This is a genomic window from Actinoplanes sp. NPDC026623, from assembly GCF_040638275.1.
GTDB lineage: Bacteria > Actinomycetota > Actinomycetes > Mycobacteriales > Micromonosporaceae > Actinoplanes.
Genome location: NZ_JBEZXZ010000017.1, coordinates 1 through 20569 on the forward strand (window position 1 = coordinate 1; position 20569 = coordinate 20569).

Sequence of the window (20569 nt, forward strand, 5' to 3'; positions counted from 1 at the left end):
ACGCCCCAAACCCGGGGGGGGCGGCCCCCCCCACCCGGCCCCCCCCCCCGCTGCCGGTAGATTCCGGTAGGTGGCGACTCCCTTCTCGGTCCTTACCCGTAACCGCGACTTCCGGCGGCTGTTCGCGGCCGAACTCGTCGTCTTCGGTGCCGACTGGTTCGTCATGGTGCCGCTGCTCGTGCTGCTGCCGGACCTCACCGGCAGCGGCGTGTGGGGCGCGCTGGTGCTGGCCGCCGACACCGGGATCACCGCGCTGCTGCTGCCGTACACGGGGACGATCGCCGACCGGGTCGACCGGCGCACGATCCTCATCGCGTCGAACGTGGCCGCGCTGCTCGCCACGCTGCTGCTCTTCGCCGTACGGTCGGCGGCGACCGCGCCGCTCGCCCTGGTCGCCATCGGCGCGGTCGCGGTGGCCAAGGCCTTCTACTCGCCGGCCGCCTCCGCCGCCCTGCCGAACGTGGTCGACGCCGCGGACCTGGCCGCCGCCAACTCGGTCGCCGGCTCCGCCTGGGGCACGATGACCATCGTCGGTGCCTCCCTCGGCGGCATCGTCAGCAGCGCCTTCGGCCCGTACGTGAGCTTCGCGGCGGCCTCCTGCAGCCTGCTCGTCGCGGCGGTGTTCACCGCGCTGATCCGCCGCCCGCTGCAGGCACCGCGCGACCCGGACGCGGTGCCGGTGCACGCCTGGCATGCGCTGGTCGAGGCGCTGCGCTACATCGGCGCCCGCCCCAGGATCCGCGCGCTGGTCACCGTCAAGTCCGCGGTGGGGCTCGGCAACGGCGTGCTCACCGTCTTCCCGCTGCTGGCCGGCATGTACGGCGTCGGGGCGCTCGGCGCGGGCCTGCTCTTCGCGGTGCGCGGCGCCGGCGCCCTGGTCGGCCCGCTCGTCATGCGGCCCGTGCTCAACCACCGGTCGTGGCTGCTGCCGGGGCTGGCGCTCTCGATGAGCCTCTACGGCATCGGCTACATCGGCGTGGCCTTCGCGCCCTGGTTCCCGCTCGTGCTGGCGCTGGTCTTCGTGGCCCATTTCGCGGGCGGCACCAACTGGGTGCTCTCCAACTACGCGCTGCAGGGCGAGGTGCCGGACCGACTGCGCGGCCGGATCTTCGCCACCGACATGATGCTGGCGACGCTCGCCATCTCGGTGAGCCAGCTGGGCGCCGCGGTCTTCGTCGACCGCGTCGACGAGCGCGTCATCCTCGTCGCCTGCGGCCTGATCACCCTCGTCTACGCCATCGGCTGGCGAATCGCCACCCGCGGCCTCTCGCTCGCCGACCCCGCGGACCAGCCGGATCCGCCGGACCCGGCGGCCGGTGCCGCCTCCCGGCCGGGCGAGCCGGCCGTCGAGGGCCCGGACGGGCGGCTCGGCGACGGCAGATGACCGGCGCCTAGCATGTGGCGATGGGCCTGACCTTCGTCTCCGAGCCGGTGCGGGTGCGCACGCCGGCCACCAGCGCCAATCTCGGTCCGGGCTTCGACACGCTGGGCCTCGCGCTAGGGCTGTACGACGACCTGACCGCCCGGGTCACCGGCGACTCGGTCACGGTCTCCGTGACCGGGGAGGGCGCCGGCGACCTGCCCCGCGACGAGACCCACCTGGTCGCGCGGGCCATGCTCGCCACCTTCGACGAGCTCGGCGGGCGCCCCGCGGGCGTGGCCGTGGAGTGCGTCAACCGGATCCCTCAGGCCCGCGGGCTCGGCTCCTCCTCGGCGGCCATCGTCGGCGGCGTCCAGCTTGCCCGGGCGCTGGCGCACCGGCAGATCGACGACGAGGCCGCGCTGCGGATCGCCGCGCGCCTCGAGGGGCACCCCGACAACGTCGCGCCGTGCCTGCTCGGCGGCTTCACCATCGCCTGGACCGAGGGGTCCGGCTCGCGGGCGGTGCGGCTGGACGTCGCTGACGGCGTACGGCCGACGGTCTTCGTTCCGCAGGAACGGGGCCTGACCGCGACGGCGCGGGCCGCGCTTCCCGGTGCCGTGCCCCACGCGGACGCCGCGTTCAACACGGGCCGGGCCGCGCTGCTCGTGCACGCGCTGACGCGGGACCCGTCGCTGCTCTTCGCCGCGACCGAGGACCGGCTGCACCAGGGCTACCGGGCCGTGGGGATGCCCGGAACGGCGTCGCTGGTCGCCGCGCTGCGTTCTGTCGGTGTTGCGGCAGTTGTCAGTGGGGCGGGGCCGACGGTGCTCGCGCTAACCCCCATACCCGGAGATTTTCACCCCGGAACTGCATGGCGCGCGGAGTCGCCGGGCGTGGATAGCGCAGGTGCTCTTGCCAAGGGGAGTATGGTGGAACACGCCGAGCGGGGCCCTGTTGCCGCAGGTCGTAAGAGTTGACTACGCTCAAGACCTAGCACAGCCGCGAAGCAAGCGATCATTGCGGTTCGGCGCGCACCCCCGAGATTCATGGCACTCTGCCGGTCTCACTTCTCTTCAAACACACGCCGAGCAGCAGATCATCAGATCGCTGCACTCGCCGAGACCTACCCGTCAACGTCCGATGGGTCGGGACACCGTCGAGCTGCCGTGTTGCAAACTCCCGCGCCGCAGTTGCGAAGCGGGTTCCGAGGGCACCCGGCCACCAGGCTGCAGACCCGGGTGGACTTGGTTTTTTCGACGGAAGGAATCCATTGAGCGACACCACCGACGTGACGTCGGGTGTTTCTGACGTCGCTGACGACGGCGCCACCACCGCGGCTGTCACCAAGCGTCGCCGCGGCGGCACGGGGCTGTCGGCGATGCTGCTGCCCGAGTTGCAGAGCCTTGCCGCGTCCCTCGGCATCTCCGGCACCGCGCGGATGCGCAAGGGCGAGCTCATCACCGCGATCTCGGAGCGCCAGAACGGCGCGGCTCCGGCCGCCCCCGCCAAGAGCGCCCCGCGACCGCGCACCACGAACGGCTCCGGCGCCCCGGCGGCCGAGCCGGTGCGCGCCGAGCCCGTGGCGGCCGCCCCGGCCGCCGCGGTGGCCGATGCCCCGGCTCCGGTGGTAAAGGCTCCGGCGGTTCAGGCCCCCGCGGCCGAGCCCGTTGCTGCCGCTCAGCCTGCCGCCGCCGCCCAGTCCGCGGCCCCGGCGACGACCGAGCAGCCCGCGACCGAGGGCGAGTCCGGCCGGCGCAGCCGCCGCGACCAGAACCGGGACAACGCTCCGGCCGACGGCCAGGGCGAGGGCGAGCGCAACGAGCGCACCGACCGGGGTGACCGGCCCGAGCGTGGCGAGGCGCGTAACCGGGACCGGCAGCGCAACCCGCAGCGTTCCGACGGCGGCGAGCGCAACGACCGCAACGACCGCGGCGACCGCGGCCCGCGCAACGAGGGCGGCACCCGGGGCGACAGCGTCGCGCGGGGCGACAGTGTCGCCCGGGGCGACAACGGCCCGCGGGGCGACGCCAACGACGACGAGGACGGCGACAACAGCGAGGGTGGCCGGCGCAGCCGGCGCAGCCGGTTCCGCGACCGCAGGCGCGGTCGCGACCGTGACGGCGAGGGCGGTGGCACCGCTGGCGGCGGCCGTGACGGCGGCGGCCGGGAGAGCGGGCGCGACGGCGGCCGCGAGCCGCACGTCAACGAGGACGACGTCCTCGTGCCGGTCGCGGGCATCCTCGACGTGCTGGACAACTACGCGTTCGTCCGCACCACGGGTTACCTCTCCGGCCCCAACGACGTCTACGTCTCGATGTCGCAGGTCAAGAAGCACGGGCTGCGCCGCGGCGACGCGGTCACCGGCGCCGTGCGGGCCGCGCCCCGCGAGAGCGGCGGCGACCAGCGCCGCGACAAGTACAACCCGCTGGTCCGCCTCGACACCATCAACGGGATGGAGCCCGAGGAGGCCCGCCGGCGGCCCGAGTTCTACAAGCTGACCCCGCTGTACCCGCAGGAGCGGCTGCGTCTCGAGACCGAGGCGCACATCCTCACCACGCGGGTCATCGACCTGGTCATGCCGCTCGGCAAGGGCCAGCGCGCCCTGATCGTCTCGCCGCCGAAGGCCGGCAAGACGATGGTGTTGCAGGCGATCGCGAACGCGATCACCCACAACAACCCCGAGTGCCACCTGATGGTCGTGCTGGTCGACGAGCGGCCCGAAGAGGTCACCGACATGCAGCGCTCGGTCAAGGGCGAGGTCATCGCGGCCACGTTCGACCGGCCGCCGCAGGACCACACCACCGTCGCCGAGCTGGCGATCGAGCGGGCCAAGCGCCTCGTCGAGCTGGGCCACGACGTGGTCGTGCTGCTCGACTCGGTGACCCGGCTCGGCCGGTCCTACAACCTGGCGGCGCCGGCCTCCGGCCGCATCATGTCCGGTGGTATCGACTCGACCGCGCTCTACCCGCCGAAGCGGTTCCTCGGCGCGGCGCGCAACATCGAGAACGGTGGCTCGCTGACCATTCTCGCGACGGCGCTGGTGGAGACCGGCTCGATGATGGACACGGTCATCTTCGAGGAGTTCAAGGGCACGGGCAACGCCGAGCTCAAGCTCGACCGGAAGATCGCGGACCGGCGTACGTTCCCGGCCATCGACATCCACCCGTCCGGCACCCGCAAGGAGGAGATCCTGCTCGGCAAGGAAGAGCTGGCGATCGTCCACAAGCTGCGCAAGGTGCTGAGCTCGCTGGAGTCCTCGGCCGCGCTGGACCTGCTGCTCGACCGGCTCAAGCAGTCCCGGACGAACATCGAGTTCCTGATGCAGATCGCGAAGTCGACACCGGGGGAGTAAACACCCGGAGAAGACTTAACGGGGGCAGCCGTCGCAAGACGGCTGCCCCCGTCGCACATTCTGTGCGTTTGGCCCCATATGGCGCTGTGCGAACCTCCCTTGGCACCTCGGCTCAACGTGGGAGGACGCCCGATGATCGTTCCTGGGTACCGGGACCATCCGACCGAGCGATGGGACCCGATCGCGCCAGTCGATCCGGGAGAGGCCGAGGACTTCCTCCGGCGGTGCTACCTCGAGAACCCCCGGCTCGGTCCGGTCGAGCCGCGCCTGGCCATCGTGCGCGCGCAGATCGCGGCGACCGGCGGCTACGCGCACACCACCGAGGAGCTGGCGAACGGCGCCAAGATGGCCTGGCGCAACTCGAGCCGCTGCATCGGCCGGCTCTACTGGCGCAGCCTGGTCGTGCTCGACCGGCGCCGGGCGCGTACCGCGGACGACATCTTCTCGCTGCTGGTGCACCACCTGCGGGTCGCCGGCGGCGGGGACCGCTCCGGGGCGATCCGCCCGGTGATCAGCATCTTCGCGCCCGCGCTGCCCGGCCAGCCGTACGCCCGGGTCTGGAACGAGCAGCTGATCCGGTACGCGGGCTACCGCGGCGAGGACGGCGGCTACGTCGGCGACCCGCGCAACGAGGCGTTCACCGCGGCGATGCAGGGCTTCGGCTGGCGCGGCAAGGGCGAGGCCTTCGACGTGCTGCCGATCGCGGTCGAGACACCCGCCGAGGGCGTACGCCTCTACGAGCTTCCCGAGCGCGCGATCCTCGAGGTGCCGCTCACCCACCCGGAGTTCGGCTGGTTCGCCGAGCTGGGCCTGCGCTGGCACGTGGTGCCGGCGATCGCGAACATGCGCCTGACGATCGGCGGCGTGCAGTACCCGCTGGCGCCGTTCAACGGCTGGTACATGGGCTCGGAGATCGGCGCCCGCAACCTGGCCGACAAGGACCGGTTCAACATGGTGCCGATCGTCGCCGCGCGCATGGGCCTGGACACCAGCCGGGAGTCGACGCTGTGGCGGGACCGGGCGCTGATCGAGCTCAACCGCGCGGTGCTGCACTCGTACGAGAAGGCCGGTATGAAGATCGCTGATCATCACACCGAGTCGCAGCGGTTCCTGACACACCTGAGCAACGAGGAGAAGGCGGGCCGCCCGGTGCCCGCCGACTGGACCTGGATCGTGCCGCCGATCTCGGGCGGGGCGACGCCGGTCTTCCACCGCTACTACGAGGAGCTGGACCTGCGCCCGAACTTCTACCTGGACCCGGAGGCGCAGGCCCTGTCGCAATCCGGCACCCGTACCTGCCCGTTCACCGGCTGAGCCGGTGCCGCCTAGGCGAACTCGTTGAGCGGGAAATCGTCGCGGTGGCGCCAGCCGGCATCGGTGCGGACGTGGTCCGCGCGGACCCACTTCAGCAGCCGATGGGAGAACTCCGCCGCGGGTATGCGTCCCGCGCCGCGGACGACGAAGCCCTCCGACGACTCGGGATCGCGCAGGGCGGGCCAGGCGGCCCGCGCCTCGCTCAGGCTGCCGCCGCGATACAGCACCGGGACCACCGGCAGCTCCAGCCGCTGCGCCCAGTCGACCGTGTCGTCCCAGCCGAGCAGCGTGTCCGTCTCGTCCCAGATGCCGAAGACGATGAAGACACCCGGCAGATCCGTGTACGCGATGCTGCGCCGCGCCCACATCGACTCGCCGCAGACCCGCCAGTCGTCCGGTATCCGGTAGGCGGTCATCGCCCAGAGCGCCTTGGCCGCCCGGTCCCACGGGTGGGTGCCCGAGTCGAGGGAGCGGGCGTACATCGCGTCGCGGGTGAAGGTTAGGTTGCCGCCGTCGAGCTTCTCCGTGACCACCAGCTCACCGTCCAGCCAGGACAGGTCGTGCTGTATCCGGTCGCCGGCGGTGGCGCCGGGGGAGTCGGGCAGGTGGAAAGTGCGTGGGTACTTTCCGGCCTGCCCGCCCATCAGAAGTCTCCCTCTGCCACCTGGAACACGGTCAGTCCCAGGGCGCGCCACATGCGCACGACCTGCTGCCGGTCGTCGAACACGCCGATGACCCGCCAGCGGTCGCGGATCTCCTCGTCGAAGATCTCCCGCTTGACGATCGCATCCTTGCGCGAGTCGCCCGCGGGCCGCATGAAGAGTCCTTCGTACGGCACATCGACGTAAAGGTCCAGCCAGGCCTGCGTCTCGGCCCGGCATTCCTCGTCGCGCCCCGAGCAGAAGACGATCGCGTGGCCGGCCGCGTGCATGGCCCGGACCGCCGCGATGACCGCCGGGTTCGGCGCATCCTCACCGACCCGGCTCCAGTCGTAGGGGCTGCGACCGTTCATCAGCGCGACGGTGCCGTCGATGTCAACGAGCATCACCGGCGGCAGTTCCGGGTCCGGGTCGTAAACAATGCCCGGATCGCCGGGGTCCACGTACGGGATCGGCAGCGGCAGGTTCCTGCCCGCGAGGTACCGCTGGTGCATCCGGAGGATGCCCTGCTCGCCGACCCGCTCCTCCTCGTCGCGGCCGGCGTCGCGGCGCAGGCACTCCTCCAGCGGCACGTCCGTGAAGTCGTGCACCTCGAACGTCGCGTGGAAGCGCGCCGCGAGCTCGGCCCATTCGCGCACGGTCTTGGCCCGCAGGTTCGTGTCGTCGACGATCACGTCGGTGTGCGCGCGCAGCAGCGCCTCCACGGCGGCCCGCTGCGCGCGGGTGATCTGACCCTCCGCCCACTGGGTGAAGAGCCGCCGCCCGTGCAGCATCCGCCGCAGGTCGTCGCGGTTGACCCGGACGACGTGCGGCTGCAGCTTGCGGGCGAACGTGGTCTTGCCCGAGGCGGGCAGGCCACGCGTGATCAGCAGTCTGGTCATTCCTCACTCACCTGTGTGCTCTTCGGGGTCAGGTCGCCGGCGGGCCGCACCAGCTGCCAGAGGCCGGGACGGTAGTCCTTGTCGTCGAGGCGCAGGAACAGTGCCGCGCGGTGCTCGCTGCGCACGGCCCGGGCCGCGAACTCGCGCCGGCCCCAGCCCTCGGGCAGGCCCGCCAGGATCGAGGCGAACTCCGCCTCGACGGCGCCGGCGAGGGCCGCGACCTCGTCGGTCAGCCCGGCGGCGACGTCGGTCACCCACGCGTGGAATTCGTCCGGCAGGGGCTCGGCCAGCGCGCCCAGGTCGTCGCCCGCGACCAGCGCCTCCCACACGGTACGGGCGGAGAGCCCGGTCACCAGCCGGTGCAGCCGTACGTAATCGGCGTATTTGATCTTCACCCGCTGGTCGGTGCCGGAGAAGTGCACGACGAGCCCCTCGCGGCCGTCCCGCGGCGGGGCGGCGAGCGCGTCGGCCAGGGTCGCGTACTCGAAGGTGTCGACGACCGGGCCCGGCCAGAGCGGCACCGCGGCCGGTCCGAAGGTGCGGCCGGTGGCGATCTCGACGGCGCCGAGCAGGATCAGGTCGTCCAGCCCGGCGTAGTCGAGCACGATCCGGTTCTCCGGGTAGACGATCTCGACCAGCACCGTCAGCCCGGCCGGCGGGTCGAAGTCCGGGTAGCGGGTGCGCAGCACCTCGGTCGCGTGCCGCGCCTGGTCCGAGGCGAACGACCCCCGGGTGGCGACCGCGAGGTCCGCGCCGTCGCGGTAGATGATGCCGAGCGAGCCGTCCGCCTTGTCGGTGACGCTCACCGCCGTCTCCGCCGGAAAGCGCGGCGCGTGGCCCTGGTCATGGTTGAAGAATTTCTCGAAGGGGCGGGCGAGGACCGTGTCCCCGTGCACGATCAGGCCGCGGCAGGCCAGGGTGATCGGCGTCCACGCCTCGGCGTACTGGCAGGCCTCGGTGTAGTTGTAGATCACATACGGCCGGGTCGGATGCCGCTGGACCCGCACATGTCCGGTTTCGACCGCGGTGGCCAGTTCGGCCGGGTCGAGCAGGTCGGCAAGCAGCGACATGACGGTCTTCCTTTCGCGAGCACCCGCGGCGGGAATGCGACGAGGGGCGCTCACGTTATCGACCACGGACCCAGTAATGCCTCCTGATTTCAGGTCGGGGCTTGTGACATGGCAGACTGGTCCATCGGCCAGTAATGGTTCCGGTTCACGCTCGAGTCGTCCGCCCTGGCGGGGTGGTTCGGTGCTGACGGCGACCCGGCGACCACATCATCGAGAGGGACCGAGAAATCATGAAGAGCGGAATCCACCCGGAGTACACCACGACCGAGGTCGTCTGCTCCTGCGGTAGCACGTTCACGACCCGCAGCACCGCCAAGGGCGCCGAGATCCGCGTCGAGACCTGCAGCGCCTGCCACCCGTTCTACACGGGCAAGCAGCGCGTGCTGGACACCGCGGGCCGGGTCGCCAAGTTCCAGGCGAAGTACGCGAAGGTCACCGCCGCCAAGAAGAAGTAACTGCCTCGACGGCGCCCACCCCGGAATCCCGGGGTCGGGCGCCGTTCGTGTGTTCCCTGTTCGGGCGACCAAGGAGAGGCATGGCATGAGCAAGGATCGGTTGTCGACGCTGCTCGAGGAGTACTCGCAGCTCGAGAAGCAGATGGAGGACCCCTCCATCCACTCCGACCAGGCGCTGGTGCGCCGGGTCGGGCGGCGGTTCGCCGAGCTGTCGCCGCTCTACGCCGCCAATGCCGAGCTCGAGGCCGCCCGCGCGGACCTGGCCGCGGCCAGGGAACTCGCCGCCGAGGACCCGTCCTTCGCCGGGGAGGTCGAGGCGGTCGCCGCCGCGCTCGCGCCCCTGGAGGAGAAGCTCGGCGAGATGCTCATCCCGCGCGACCCGCACGACGCCAAGGACGTGATCGTCGAGATCAAGGCCGGCGAGGGCGGGCAGGAGTCGGCGCTGTTCGCGGGCGATCTGCTGCGGATGTACACCCGGTACGCGGAGAAGCACGGCTGGGTGGTCGAGGTCATCGACGTGCAGGATTCCGACCTCGGCGGGGTCAAGGACGTCTCGGTGGCGGTGAAGACCAAGGGCGTGCCCGAGGGGGGCCACGGCGTCTGGTCCCGCCTCAAGTGGGAGGGCGGCGTGCACCGCGTCCAGCGGGTGCCGGTGACCGAGTCGCAGGGCCGCATCCACACCAGCGCCGCGGGCGTCCTCGTGCTGCCGGAGGCCGAGGACGTCGACGTGCACATCGAGCCCGGCGACATCCGGGTCGACGTGTTCCGCTCCTCGGGGCCCGGCGGCCAGTCCGTCAACACCACCGACTCGGCCGTGCGCATCACCCACCTGCCGACCGGCACCGTGGTGAGCTGCCAGAACGAGAAGAGCCAGCTGCAGAACCGCGAGTCGGCCATGCGCATCCTGCGCTCCCGGCTGCTCGCCATCGCGCAGGAGCAGGCCGACGCGGCCGCCTCCGACGCCCGCAAGCTGCAGGTGCGCACCGTCGACCGCTCGGAGCGGATCCGCACCTACAACTTCCCGCAGAACCGGATCAGCGACCACCGGATCGGCTATACCGCGTACAACCTGGATCTGGTGCTCGGCGGCGAGCTGGACGCGGTGCTGGACTCGCTCGCGGAGGCCGACCGGGCCGCCCGGCTGGCCGGCGAGACGGAGATCAGCCGACGTCCGTGACGGCCAGCAGGCCGTCCTGCGTCACGCAGGCCAGCAGGCTGCCCGCGCTCTGGCAGCCGTACTCGATGACCGGCGGCATCGTGCCGCGCAGCAGCAGCTCGCCGGAGCGCTCGTCGTACTGGCTGATCGAGACGAGGCCGGCCGGCTCCCTGGTGTTGGCCAGCAGGTACGGCGACGCCGCGGTGGTGTAGTTCCACACCGGCGAGCCGGTGCCCAGGTCGGCGAGCCGCCGCCCGGTCGCGACGTCGACGAGGTGGTGGCGCACCCCGGATTCGTCGTCGTCCACCAGCAGCTTTCCGCCGCCGAGCGGGAACGCGTCGGGCGAGCCGGGAAGCCGCCAGCGCAGCTCGCCGGTGTCGCTGTCGTAGCCCGACGCCCCGTCCGGCCCGCGCATGCAGAGCACCGGCCCGCAGTCGTACGCGCCGCCGAGCGTGTCCGACTCGATGTGCCACATCCGCCGCAGCGTCTCCGTGTCGTACGCGGTGATGCTGGTCCGCTCCTGCTCGGCGCGTTGCACGTAGAGGCGGTGGCCCTGCATCGTCAGCGCCGTGTCCTGGTTGTCCGGTGCCGACCGGCGTCCCCAGGGCAGCGTCGCCGCGGCCACCACCGAGCCGTCGGCGAGGTCGAGCACCTCTACCTCGCCCTTCGCGGTGGCGGTGACGAGGCGGCCCGGCTCGCTGCGCTCGAGGGTGTCGGTCACCCAGACCGCGAGGTGCCCGGCGGGCCGCGACCAGATGTCGACCCCGTCGGAGATCCGGACCACCCGCAACGTGGTGACCCGGCTGCCGTCGTCGTTCCACTCGGTGAGCAGGACCCGGTCGTCCGTGGCCACCGACATCTCGCCGGGCCGGTGCCACAGCCGCCGCCCGGTCGCCGTGTCGACGGCGACGGTGTCCCGGGTGAACTCACGGGAGATCTCGGTGCCGTCCAGGTCGGTGAACCGCGCCGTCGCGTAGTCGCCCGGCAGCAGCAGCACCCCGGCCTGGATCTGGCCGAGCCAGTTGGGGCTGCCGATGTTCGAGTTCGACCAGCGCACCGCCCCGGTACGCAGGTCGTACGCGGTGACCCGGGTGGTGCCCGCCTGCGCCAGCACGTAGGCGGCGTCGCCGGACACCATGAACGAGTCGGCGCCCTGCTGGAACGGGGTGCTCCAGAGCCGCTGCGGCCCGTGCGGGTCGGGCCGCGCCGAGCCGGTGACCGTGAGCACGCAGACGATCGCGACGACCGCCACCAGCACCCGCCGGAGCTCGTTGCGGCGCAGGCCGCGGCGGGAGGGTCCGGCGGGCGGCTGCTCGCCGCCGTCCGTGACGAGCCCCAACTCGATGACGGTCATACGGCGAGGGTAGGGGCAGCGCACGTTCGGTCGATGGACCGGGACGGGGTAAAGCCGAATGATCTTCGCTCGTGCCGGTGACGACGACGATTCCAGATTTCTGCCCCCGTTGCTCCACCGCGTTGACCCGGGTGGCCGATACGGATCCCTGGTGCGCGGCCTGCGAGTGGAACCTCGAAAGCTTCGCTCCCGCCGAGAACGCCGGCTGGGTGTGGCGCCTGATCGACAGGTGGGACAGCAGGGCGGGCTTCCGGGTCGACCGGCGCATCGTGGAGGCGTACCTGCGGAACCCCGAGGCCGCCGTGCCGCGGGCCGGCTATCTGTTCCTGGTCCTCATCTCCGCCGTCCTGATGCTGCTGCTGGCCGCCGTCGTCGTTGCCGGACTCCGGTTCCTGCTGCAGGGCGAGCGGCTGCCGATCATCCCGGGGGCGCTGCTGCTCGGCGGGGCCTGGCTGCTGCGGCCACGGCTCGGCCGGCTCAAGAAGCTCCTGCGTGGCGTGCACGTCGTCCCGGTGACGCGGGCGCCCGTGCTGCACAACCTGGTGGAGCGGATCGCGCGGGAGACCGGCGCCCCGCTTCCCGACGTCCTGGCCCTGGACTACTCCTGGAACGCGTACGCCGCCGTGGTCGGGATCCGCCGGACGAAGGTGCTGGTCCTGGGCATTCCGCTGCTGCTGGTGATGGGGCCGCAGCACCTGGTCGCGCTGATCGGGCACGAGCTCGGGCACCTGCGCCACAAGGACAACGGCCGCCGGCTGCTGACACAGCCCGCGCTGACCGCGTTCGGCACCTTCTCGGAGCTGCTGCGGCCACCGCGCGGCAACGCCGTCGACCTGAGGCTGGCCGGCTCGACCGCCTTCCTCTTCACCGCCTGGCAGGCGGTCACCGGCGTGGTCTCCCTGCTGCTCTTCGCCGTTCACCTGGGCGTGCATGTCCTGGACTCCCGGGGTTCCCGGCGTGCCGAGCTGCGCGCGGACGCGATGAGCGTCCAGGCCGCGGGATCCACGGCGGCGATGGAGATGGTCGACCTGTCCCCGCTCCTGCCCGAGCTGCGCGGCTACGTGCGGGGGCACGTGCCCGAGGGGCGGCAGGCGGGCGATCACTGGCGGAGCATGCTGACCCTGGCCCGCGACCGCGAGCTGCGGTCGGTGGCGGTGCAGCGGCAGCTCTCCATCCGGCTCGGTGCCTCCCTGCTGGCCAGCCACCCGGCGCCCGGGCGGCGCCGGCAATGGATGGCCGGCCTGCCCTATGCGCTGCCCGCCGTCGTGGTGAGCGCCGGCGACGCCGCCGCGATCGAAGCGGAGCTGAACCCGTACGCGGCAGCCATGCACCGTTGGATGGTCGGCTAGGCGGGGGTCCGGTTCGAGGCCGCGGTGGCCAGGGCCGCGCTTAGGCTGCGCCCGTTCGTGCCGACCTCGGACCAGCCCGCCGCCAGCCCGATCGGGGTGCCGGGGACCAGCACCTGCCAATTTTCCCCGGCGGCCGCCGCGCTGATCCGCCGGGAGACCTCGGCCGCCTGGTTGGGGCCCGCGCCGGGCAGCAGCACCACGAACTCGTCGCCGGCGAAGCGGGCCACGAAGTCGCCGCGGCGCATGACCCGGTTGAGCACGCCGGCGATGCGCTGCAGCACCAGGTCGCCGCAGTGCCGGCCGTGCCGCGCGTTGACCGCGGTGAAGCCGATCAGGTCGCAGACGCCGATCGCCGCGCGCTCGCCGCGTGCCAGCATCGCCGCCACGTAGCGCTCGAGCTGGCGGCGGTTGGGCAGGCCGGTGAGCGGGTCGGTGAGGGTCTCGTCGCCGTAGCGGCCCATGTCGCGCTGGGTCTCCTGGGCGTCCAGGCGGGCGGCCACCCCGTCCAGGTAGCCGTCCCGGAGCCGGTCGATGCGCTGGGCGGCGAGGCGGAACGCGTGCCGGTCGGCGATGTGCGCGGCCTTGTAGTCGCCGGCCTGGGCGTAGCAGATGCTGCGCAGCCGGGCCGGCTCGGAGGGGCCGAGGATCTCCTGGGAGACAGGCACGGCGTCGAGCTTGCGCAGCGCGTCGCCGGGCCGGTCCGCCGCGATGTCGAGGCACACCGTGCCGAGGTGCCGAAGGTCGCGGGAGCGGACGCTGTCGCCGCCGCCGGTCAGCAGCGCGGCCACGTTGGTCGCGGTGGACTCGCCGAGGGCCGCGCGCCTGGCGAGCGCGTAGCCGTACACGGGGCGGCTGCTCGGGCGCAGGCGCACGTCGGCGCCGGTGGCGACGTAGCGGGTCAGCTCGGCGTCGATGTCGCGCAGCACCCGCAGGCAGCCGTCGGTGTCGCCCTGGTGGTCCAGCGAGACCGCGTTGCGCAGCCGGATCCCGGGCGCGGCGAAGACCTCGCTCGCCATCCCGGCCGCCGCGCCGACCTGCCGGGCCTGCTCGATCGCGGTCAGCGCGTGGCCGTGGAAACCCAGGTAGCTGTAGGCCATGGCCAGGTCGTGCCAGCCCCAGGCGGTCTCGCTGTCGCCCTCCGGCACCGCCGCCAGCGCCCGCGAGGCCTGCACCAGGTGGGTGACGCCCCGGTCCAGCGCGCCCTGCAGATAGGCGCCGAGGGCGGCGAAGGCGTGCATCTGGCCACGCAGATAGGGATCGGACGTGTCCCGGACGGCGTTGCTGGCCACCGTCATCGCGGTGGCGAGCTCGGCGACCCGGCCCAGGTTGATGAGCGCGCCGAAGCGCTGGACGAGCGCGTATGCCCGGGTGAACGGGTCGGCCGTGCTGGCGAGCACCTTGTCGAGGATCGCCAGCGCCTCCGCGGAGCGACCGCCCTGCTGGAGCTCGCCGGCGTTGGCCAGTTCGTCGACTGAATCCGGGAGCTGGTCCAACCACGTCATGGTGCCGCCATGGCCATCCAGGCCCCTCCTGCCGACGCCGTTCGTCGATGGGGTGACCCGGCCGGTCACCTTCGAGATACGACGTTCCATGATTATGCCGTGACGCCGACGCACGAACACCCCTCCGAGGGGACGGAACGGACGCGGTTGGTTCCGGCGCTTGCGCGGGCGACCGCGCGGCTGGCCGAGGCGGGCGTCGCATCACCGCGCGCCGACGCCGAACTGCTCGCCGCGCACGCCCTCGGCGTGGGCCGCGGCCGGCTTCTGCTGATCGACACCCTGCGCGGCGACGAACTGCGCCGGTTCACCGGGCTCGTCGACGAGCGGGCCCGCCGGATCCCGCTGCAGCACCTGCTCGGCACGGCCGCGTTCCGGCATCTGGAGCTCGAGGTGGGCGACGGCGTCTTCGTGCCGCGGCCCGAGACCGAGCTGCTGGCGGGCTGGGGCATCGAGCGCACCGCGCCGGGCGCGACCGTGGTCGACCTGTGCAGCGGCACCGGCGCGATCGCGCTCTCCGTCGCGGACGAGGCCGAGCCGGGGCTGGTCATCGCGGTGGAACGCTCGCCGGCGGCGCTCGAATATCTGCGGAGGAACGCGGCGGCGTCCACCGTGGTGCGGGTCGTGCCGGGCGATGTCACCGATCCCGGCCTGCTCGCTGAGTACCGGGGCCGGGTCGACGTGCTGCTCTGCAACCCGCCGTACGTGCCGGACGGCACCGTCGTGCCGGCCGAGGTCGCCGAGCACGACCCGGCGGAGGCGGTCTTCGGCGGCGCCGACGGCCTCGCCGTGATCCGGCCGGTGATCGCCCTGGCCGCGGGCCTGCTGCGGCCCGGCGGCGCGGTCGGCATCGAGCACGACGACGTGCACGCCTCGGCGGTGCCGGACCTGCTGCGCGCCGACGGGCGGTTCGCCGACGTCGTCGCGCACACCGACCTGCCCGGCCGGCCGAGATACGCGACGGCCCGGCGCAGGTAGGGAACGTGACCCGCGCCATGGCACACTGCAACCTGTGATGCTCTATGACTGCCGGACCGTCGCCGAGCGTGACCGCGGCATCGCCGCGGCCGTCGAGGCGGTCAAGAGCGGTGAGCTGGTCGTCCTGCCCACCGACACCGTCTACGGGGTCGGCGCGGACGCGTTCACCTCGCACGCCGTCAACGCCCTGCAGAACGCGCGGGGCACGGACCGCCGGGTGCCGCCCGTGCTGGTCGGCTCGCGGCACACCCTCGACGGGCTGGTCTATTCGCTGCCGAAGGCCGCGCGCGAGCTGGCCGACGCGTTCTGGCCGGGCGCGCTGACGATCGTCGTCGAGCACTCGCCGAGCCTGCAGTGGGACCTGGGCGACACCGGCGGGGTGATCGCCGTGCGGATGCCGCTGCACCCGGTGGCCCTCGAGGTGCTGCGTGAGGTGGGCCCGATGGCCGTCACCACGGCCAACCGGATCGGCCAGCCGGCGCCGACCACCGCCGAGGAGGCCCGCGAGCAGCTCGAGTACGCGGTCCGGATCTATCTGGAGGCGGGCGCGGCCGCCGACCCGGCGCCCAGCACGATCGTCGACGTGACCGGCGCCGAGCCGCGGGTGCTGCGCGACGGCGCCATCCCGTTCGAGAAGCTGCGCGAGGTAGTGCCCGACATCCTGGCCGCGGGAGCCTGATGATGCCGTTCACCGTCCTGCACGTGTGCATGGGCAACATCTGCCGCTCCCCGATGGCCGAGCGGCTGCTCGTGCTCGCCGCCGCGCAGCGGCTGGCCAAGGTCGCACCCGATGTGGAGCTGGGCGCCCTGCTGCGCAGCGCCAGCGCGGGTACGGGCGGCTGGCACGAGGGCGAAGAGATGAACCCGCCCGCGGCCCGGCAGATCATCCTCCGCGGTGGCAGCACGGACGGCTTCACGGCCCGCAAGCTGACCAGCGCGCAGCTGGACGAGGCCGACCTGATCCTGACCGCCACCGCCGACCAGAGCGACTATGTGCACGCGCTGGTTCCCGGCGCGGCCGACCGCACGTTCGTGCTCGGGCACCTCGGCCGCCTGCTGCGCGAGCTTGATCTCGCCGCGCTGCCGCCGGCCGGCACCGACGCCGAGACCTTCGCCGCCCGCGCCGCGGCCCTGGTCGCCGCCGCGGATCGCCGCCGCGGCGAGACCGAGCCGGTGCCCGGCGACGACCTGGACGATCCGTGGGGCCGGGGCGACCAGACCTTCCAGCGCATCGCCGACGACATCGACGAGTCGCTGTACGCGCTCGTGGACGCGTTGCTGCCGGGAGCGCCGAGGCCGGCGTGACGATCGTCGTACCGGACGCCGACGGCCTCCGCCGCGCGGTGGAGCTGCTGCAGGGCGACTCCGTGGTCGCGTTCCCCACCGAGACCGTCTACGGCCTCGGCGCGCACGCGTTCTCGCCGGCGGCGATCGCCGAGGTGTACCGCCTCAAGAACCGCCCATCGTGGAACCCGCTGATCGTGCACGTGCCGCACGTGGCGGCGGCCCGCGCCCTCGCCGAGGACTGGCCCGACGCGGCGAACGAACTGGCGGCACAGTTCTGGCCCGGCCCGCTGACCCTGGTGGTGCGGCGGGCCCGGCACCTGAGCGCGGTGGGACCGCCGATCGAGACCATCGCGGTCCGGGTGCCGGCGCACGAGGTCGCGCTGAGCCTGCTGGAGGCCGCGGGCCTGCCGCTGGCCGCGCCGAGCGCGAACCGCTCGGAGGGCATCTCGCCGACGACGGCCGAGCACGTGCGGCGCAGCCTGCCCGAGGTTCCGCTGATCCTGGACGGCGGCCCGGCGTCGTGGGGCATCGAGTCGACGGTCGTCGACCTGACCGGGCAGACGCCGAGGCTGCTGCGCCCGGGCGCGCTCGGCCTGCGGGCCCTGCGCGAGGTGACCGGCGCGATCGCCCTGCCGGAGGAGGTCGCCGACGGCGCGCAGCGCTCCTCGCCCGGCATGAACGCGCGGCACTACGCGCCGCGGGCCAGGGTGATCCTCGCCGAGGACGTGAGCAAGGTGGAGCACGGCGACCTGGCGGGCCCGGTGGCGGTGCTCAGCTACGAGAGCGTCGAGGACTTCTCGGACGACCTCGTCGCCGAGGTGCTCAGCGTGGATCCGCGCGAGTACGCGGCCGACCTCTACGCGGCCCTGCACCGCCTCGACGACGCCGGGGTGGGCACGATCATCGTGCAGGCCCCGCCGGAGACCGAGGAGTGGCTGGCGGTGCGGGACCGGCTGCGCCGGGCGGCCGCGTCGTAGCGCCCCGCGCGATGTTGCGGGCCATTCCGCTGAAGACCACCCCGTGGAAGGGCAGCACGCTCGCCCAGTAGAGGTGCCCGGCCAGCCCGCGCGGCAGGAAGATCGCCCGCTGCCGGTAGACGCTGGTCCCGTCGGGGCCGGGCTCCGCGTACATCTCCAGCCAGGCCCGGCCCGGCACCCTCATCTCGGCGCGCAGCCGCAGCAGTTCGCCCGGCTTGATCTCCTCGACCCGCCACCAGTCCAGCGCCTCGCCGACGTACAGGTGGTCCCGGTCGCGGCGGCCCCGGCGCAGGCCGACGCCGCCGGCCAGCCGGTCCAGCCAGCCGCGCACGGACCAGGCGAGCGGGAACGAGTACCAGCCGTTCTCGCCGCCGACGCTCTCGATCACCCGCCACAGCGCGTGCGGGGGCGCCTCCACCGGCTGGCTGCGCTCGTCGAGGTAGACGGTGCCGCCCGACCAGTCCGGATCGCTGGGCAGCGGTTCGGCGGCCGCGTCGCGCCCGACGGCGTTCGACCACCGGGTCTCCACGTTCGCGTCCCGGATCTTGCCGAGCGCGAGCCGGACGGCCTCGTCGAAGCCGAGCAGGCCGTCGTCGGGCACGTACCGGGCGATGTCGTGCTCGCGAGCGTACGCCTCGTGGATCAGGCTGCCGACCAGCGGCCGGGCGATCGCGTTCGGCACGGGCGTCACCAGGCCGACCCAGTGCGCCGAGAGCCAGGGGCTCAGCGGGCGCAGCGGCACGATGACGCGCCGGGGCAGCCCGGCGACCCGGGCGTAGCGCTGCATCATCTCCAGGTAGGTCAGTACCTCCGTGCCGCCGATGTCGAAGCCGCGGCTGACGTCGTCCGGCAGCGTGGCGCAGCCGATCAGATAGCGCAGGACGTCGCGGACGGCGATCGGCTGGATCCGGTTGCGCACCCAGCGCGGGGTGACCATCATCGGCAGCCGCTCGGTCAGGTAGCGCAGCATCTCGAACGACGCGGAGCCCGAGCCGATGATCACCGGCGCCCGCAGCACCGCCGTCGGCACCCCGCTGCCCAGCAGGATCCTCGCGACCTCGGCCCGGGAGCGCAGGTGTGCCGAGGGATGCTCGTCGGCGGGCGGCTCGGGGCCGCCGAGGTAGATGATCCGTTTGACCCCGGCGGCCGCTGCCGCCGCCGCGAAGTTGCCGGCCGCCTCCCGGTCGAGGCGCTCGAAGTCGTGCCGGCCCAGCGAGTGCACCAGGAAGTACGCCACGTCGACGCCCTCGAACGCCGCCGGCAGCGTGGCCGGGTCGCTGAGGTCGCCCTCGACGACCTCCACCTGCCCGGCCCAGGGCACGTCGCGCAGCCGGGCGGCGCTGCGTGCCAGGCAGCGCACGGAATGGTTCGCCTCGAGCAGCCGGGGCGCCAGGCGGCCACCGATATAGCCCGTGGCCCCCGTGACCAGACAATGCATAACTCCCACTGTGCCCGCAGCCGGGGCCCGATAAGCCATATGCTCGAATCCGGCAGCGTCGCCGACGTGAGGGAGCGCGCCATGGAGACCTTCTGGGGCCCCGACTTCGGTGCGCTCGAGCGTGAGGATCCGGAGATCGCGGAGGTGATCCTGGGCGAGCTCGAGCGCCAGCGCGGCGGGCTGCAGCTGATAGCGAGCGAGAACTTCACCTCGCCGGCGGTGCTGGCCGCGCTCGGCTCGACGCTGAACAACAAGTACGCCGAGGGCTATCCGGGCCGGCGCTACTACGGCGGCTGCGCCGAGGTGGACCGCGCCGAGGAGCTCGCGATCGACCGGGCGAAGGCGCTGTTCGGCGCCGACCACGCGAACGTGCAGCCGCATTCGGGCTCGGCGGCCAACATGGCGGCGTACGCGGCGCTGATCCAGCCCGGCGACACCGTGCTGGCCATGGACCTGCCGCACGGCGGGCACCTCACCCACGGCAGCCGGGTCAACTTCTCCGGGAAGTGGTTCCACCCGGTCGGCTACGCGGTGCGGCGCGACACCGAGCTCATCGACTACGACGAGGTCCGCGACCTGGCCCTGGCGCACCGGCCCAAGCTGATCGTCTGCGGCGCGACCGCGTACCCGCGGCTGATCGACTTCAAGGTCTTCCGCGGCATCGCGGACGAGGTGGGCGCCTATCTGATGGTGGACGCCGCGCACTTCATCGGCCTGGTCGCCGGCGGTGCCGTGCCGTCGCCCGTACCCCATGCCGACGTGGTGTGCTGCACCACCCACAAGGTGCTGCGCGGGCCCCGGGGCGGCATGATTCTGTGCCGTGAGGAGCTTTCCGAGCGCATCGACAAGGCCGTCTTCCCGTTCACGCAGGGCGGGCCGCTGATGCATACCGTGGCCGCGAAGGCCGTCGCCCTGCGGGAGGCGGCGCTGCCCGACTACCAGACCTATGCCCGGCAGGTGGTCAAGAACAGCGTGGCGCTCGCCGCCGGGCTGGCCGGCGAGGGCATGCGTCCCGTCTCCGGCGGCACCGACACCCACCTGGCCCTGGTCGACCTGCGCGACCTCGGGGTCACCGGCCGCGACGCGGAAGCGCGCTGCGACCGGGCCCGGATCACCCTGAACAAGAACGCCATCCCGTACGACCCGGAGCGGCCGATGACCGCCTCGGGGATTCGGGTGGGCACGCCCAGCGTGACGACCCAGGGCATGGGGGAGGGCGAGATGCGCCAGATCGCCGGGCTGATCGCCGCCGCGGTGCGCGCGGATCCGGACTCGGTCGCCGGGGCCGCCGCGCTGCGTGACACGGCCGGCGAGGTGTCCGCGCTGGTCCGGAGCTTCCCGGCGTACGCGCAGGCCGGGGTGCCGGCATGAACGACTCCGCCGACCGCGTGGTGCCGGCCCAGGCCGGCCCCTACGACGATGACGAGGACGGGCGGC

Annotated in this window: 18 protein-coding genes; 12 read left to right on the forward strand and 6 right to left on the reverse strand. The window is 72.9% G+C overall.

Annotation, left to right across the window (positions count from 1 at the left end; translation table 11 throughout):
• Positions 1 to 70: 70 nt before the first annotated feature.
• The 4 genes from AB0F10_RS07775 to AB0F10_RS07790 all read left to right on the forward strand — a co-directional run bounded on the left by AB0F10_RS07775 (position 71) and on the right by AB0F10_RS07790 (position 6029).
• Positions 71 to 1384, forward strand: coding sequence for an MFS transporter (locus AB0F10_RS07775; protein WP_360621176.1), 1314 nt, complete (start codon positions 71 to 73; stop codon positions 1382 to 1384).
• Positions 1385 to 1404: 20 nt separating this feature from the next.
• Positions 1405 to 2340 carry a homoserine kinase gene (gene thrB, locus AB0F10_RS07780; RefSeq protein WP_360621178.1) on the forward strand — a complete coding sequence of 312 codons (936 nt, stop codon included), beginning with the start codon at positions 1405 to 1407 and terminating at the stop codon, positions 2338 to 2340.
• 293 nt (positions 2341 to 2633) lie between these two features.
• The gene (gene rho, locus AB0F10_RS07785) at positions 2634 to 4715 is read left to right on the forward strand and encodes a transcription termination factor Rho (RefSeq protein ID WP_360621181.1); all 2082 of its coding nucleotides are present in this window, start codon (positions 2634 to 2636) and stop codon (positions 4713 to 4715) included.
• Positions 4716 to 4847: 132 nt separating this feature from the next.
• Entirely contained in the window at positions 4848 to 6029 is a 1182-nt protein-coding gene (locus tag AB0F10_RS07790) for a nitric oxide synthase oxygenase (RefSeq protein ID WP_360621183.1), read from the forward strand.
• Between the two features lie 11 nt (positions 6030 to 6040).
• Here AB0F10_RS07790 and AB0F10_RS07795 read toward each other — a convergent pair whose 3' ends face one another.
• The 3 genes from AB0F10_RS07795 to AB0F10_RS07805 are packed head-to-tail and all read right to left on the reverse strand — an operon-like array spanning position 6041 to position 8639.
• Positions 6041 to 6673, reverse strand: coding sequence for an RNA ligase family protein (locus AB0F10_RS07795; protein ID WP_360621185.1), 633 nt, complete (start codon positions 6671 to 6673; stop codon positions 6041 to 6043).
• A complete protein-coding gene (locus AB0F10_RS07800) occupies positions 6673 to 7569 on the reverse strand; it encodes an AAA family ATPase (RefSeq protein WP_360621187.1) in 897 nt (298 codons plus the stop codon). Before AB0F10_RS07800 ends, AB0F10_RS07795 begins: the two co-directional genes overlap by 1 nt.
• Entirely contained in the window at positions 7566 to 8639 is a 1074-nt protein-coding gene (locus AB0F10_RS07805) for an RNA ligase (protein WP_360621189.1), read from the reverse strand. The genes AB0F10_RS07800 and AB0F10_RS07805 overlap by 4 nt, the downstream gene beginning before the upstream one ends.
• A 230-nt stretch (positions 8640 to 8869) precedes the next feature.
• Here AB0F10_RS07805 and rpmE point away from each other — a divergent pair, with 230 nt between their 5' ends.
• Together rpmE and prfA are read left to right on the forward strand one after the other, a co-directional pair.
• The gene (gene rpmE / locus AB0F10_RS07810; RefSeq protein ID WP_188119615.1) at positions 8870 to 9094 is read left to right on the forward strand and encodes a 50S ribosomal protein L31; all 225 of its coding nucleotides are present in this window, start codon (positions 8870 to 8872) and stop codon (positions 9092 to 9094) included.
• Positions 9095 to 9179: 85 nt separating this feature from the next.
• A complete protein-coding gene (gene prfA, locus AB0F10_RS07815) occupies positions 9180 to 10271 on the forward strand; it encodes a peptide chain release factor 1 (RefSeq protein ID WP_360621191.1) in 1092 nt (363 codons plus the stop codon).
• On the opposite strand, the gene AB0F10_RS07820 is transcribed toward prfA, so the two are convergent.
• Positions 10255 to 11604, reverse strand: coding sequence for a PQQ-binding-like beta-propeller repeat protein (locus AB0F10_RS07820; protein WP_360621193.1), 1350 nt, complete (start codon positions 11602 to 11604; stop codon positions 10255 to 10257). The two genes, prfA and AB0F10_RS07820, sit on opposite strands and share 17 nt — an antisense overlap.
• A 131-nt stretch (positions 11605 to 11735) precedes the next feature.
• On the opposite strand from AB0F10_RS07820, the gene AB0F10_RS07825 reads away from it, so the two are divergent.
• Positions 11736 to 12953, forward strand: coding sequence for a M48 family metallopeptidase (locus tag AB0F10_RS07825; protein ID WP_360621195.1), 1218 nt, complete (start codon positions 11736 to 11738; stop codon positions 12951 to 12953).
• Here the strand turns inward: AB0F10_RS07825 and AB0F10_RS07830 are convergent.
• Positions 12950 to 14455 (reverse strand): GGDEF domain-containing protein, encoded by a 1506-nt coding sequence (locus tag AB0F10_RS07830; protein WP_360621197.1) that lies wholly within the window; start codon positions 14453 to 14455, stop codon positions 12950 to 12952. The genes AB0F10_RS07825 and AB0F10_RS07830 overlap by 4 nt on opposite strands.
• A 99-nt stretch (positions 14456 to 14554) precedes the next feature.
• Between AB0F10_RS07830 and prmC the strand changes: the two genes are divergently transcribed.
• Genes prmC through AB0F10_RS07850 form a run of 4 tightly spaced genes read left to right on the forward strand, consistent with a single transcriptional unit; the run spans position 14555 to position 17694 of the window.
• A complete protein-coding gene (prmC, locus tag AB0F10_RS07835) occupies positions 14555 to 15430 on the forward strand; it encodes a peptide chain release factor N(5)-glutamine methyltransferase (protein WP_360621199.1) in 876 nt (291 codons plus the stop codon).
• Between the two features lie 37 nt (positions 15431 to 15467).
• On the forward strand, positions 15468 to 16109 hold the full coding sequence (locus AB0F10_RS07840; protein WP_360621305.1) for an L-threonylcarbamoyladenylate synthase: 642 nt from the start codon (positions 15468 to 15470) through the stop codon (positions 16107 to 16109).
• The gene (locus tag AB0F10_RS07845; RefSeq protein ID WP_360621201.1) at positions 16109 to 16735 is read left to right on the forward strand and encodes a phosphotyrosine protein phosphatase; all 627 of its coding nucleotides are present in this window, start codon (positions 16109 to 16111) and stop codon (positions 16733 to 16735) included. The genes AB0F10_RS07840 and AB0F10_RS07845 overlap by 1 nt, the downstream gene beginning before the upstream one ends.
• Positions 16732 to 17694, forward strand: a complete 963-nt coding sequence (locus AB0F10_RS07850) for an L-threonylcarbamoyladenylate synthase (protein WP_360621203.1) — start codon at positions 16732 to 16734, stop codon at positions 17692 to 17694. The genes AB0F10_RS07845 and AB0F10_RS07850 overlap by 4 nt, the downstream gene beginning before the upstream one ends.
• On the opposite strand, the gene AB0F10_RS07855 is transcribed toward AB0F10_RS07850, so the two are convergent.
• Positions 17618 to 19132 (reverse strand): SDR family oxidoreductase, encoded by a 1515-nt coding sequence (locus tag AB0F10_RS07855; protein ID WP_360621205.1) that lies wholly within the window; start codon positions 19130 to 19132, stop codon positions 17618 to 17620. The two genes, AB0F10_RS07850 and AB0F10_RS07855, sit on opposite strands and share 77 nt — an antisense overlap.
• An 81-nt stretch (positions 19133 to 19213) precedes the next feature.
• On the opposite strand from AB0F10_RS07855, the gene glyA reads away from it, so the two are divergent.
• Positions 19214 to 20503: a serine hydroxymethyltransferase gene (gene glyA / locus AB0F10_RS07860; protein ID WP_360621207.1), complete on the forward strand. Its 1290-nt coding sequence runs from the start codon at positions 19214 to 19216 to the stop codon at positions 20501 to 20503.
• Positions 20504 to 20569 lie beyond the last annotated feature (66 nt).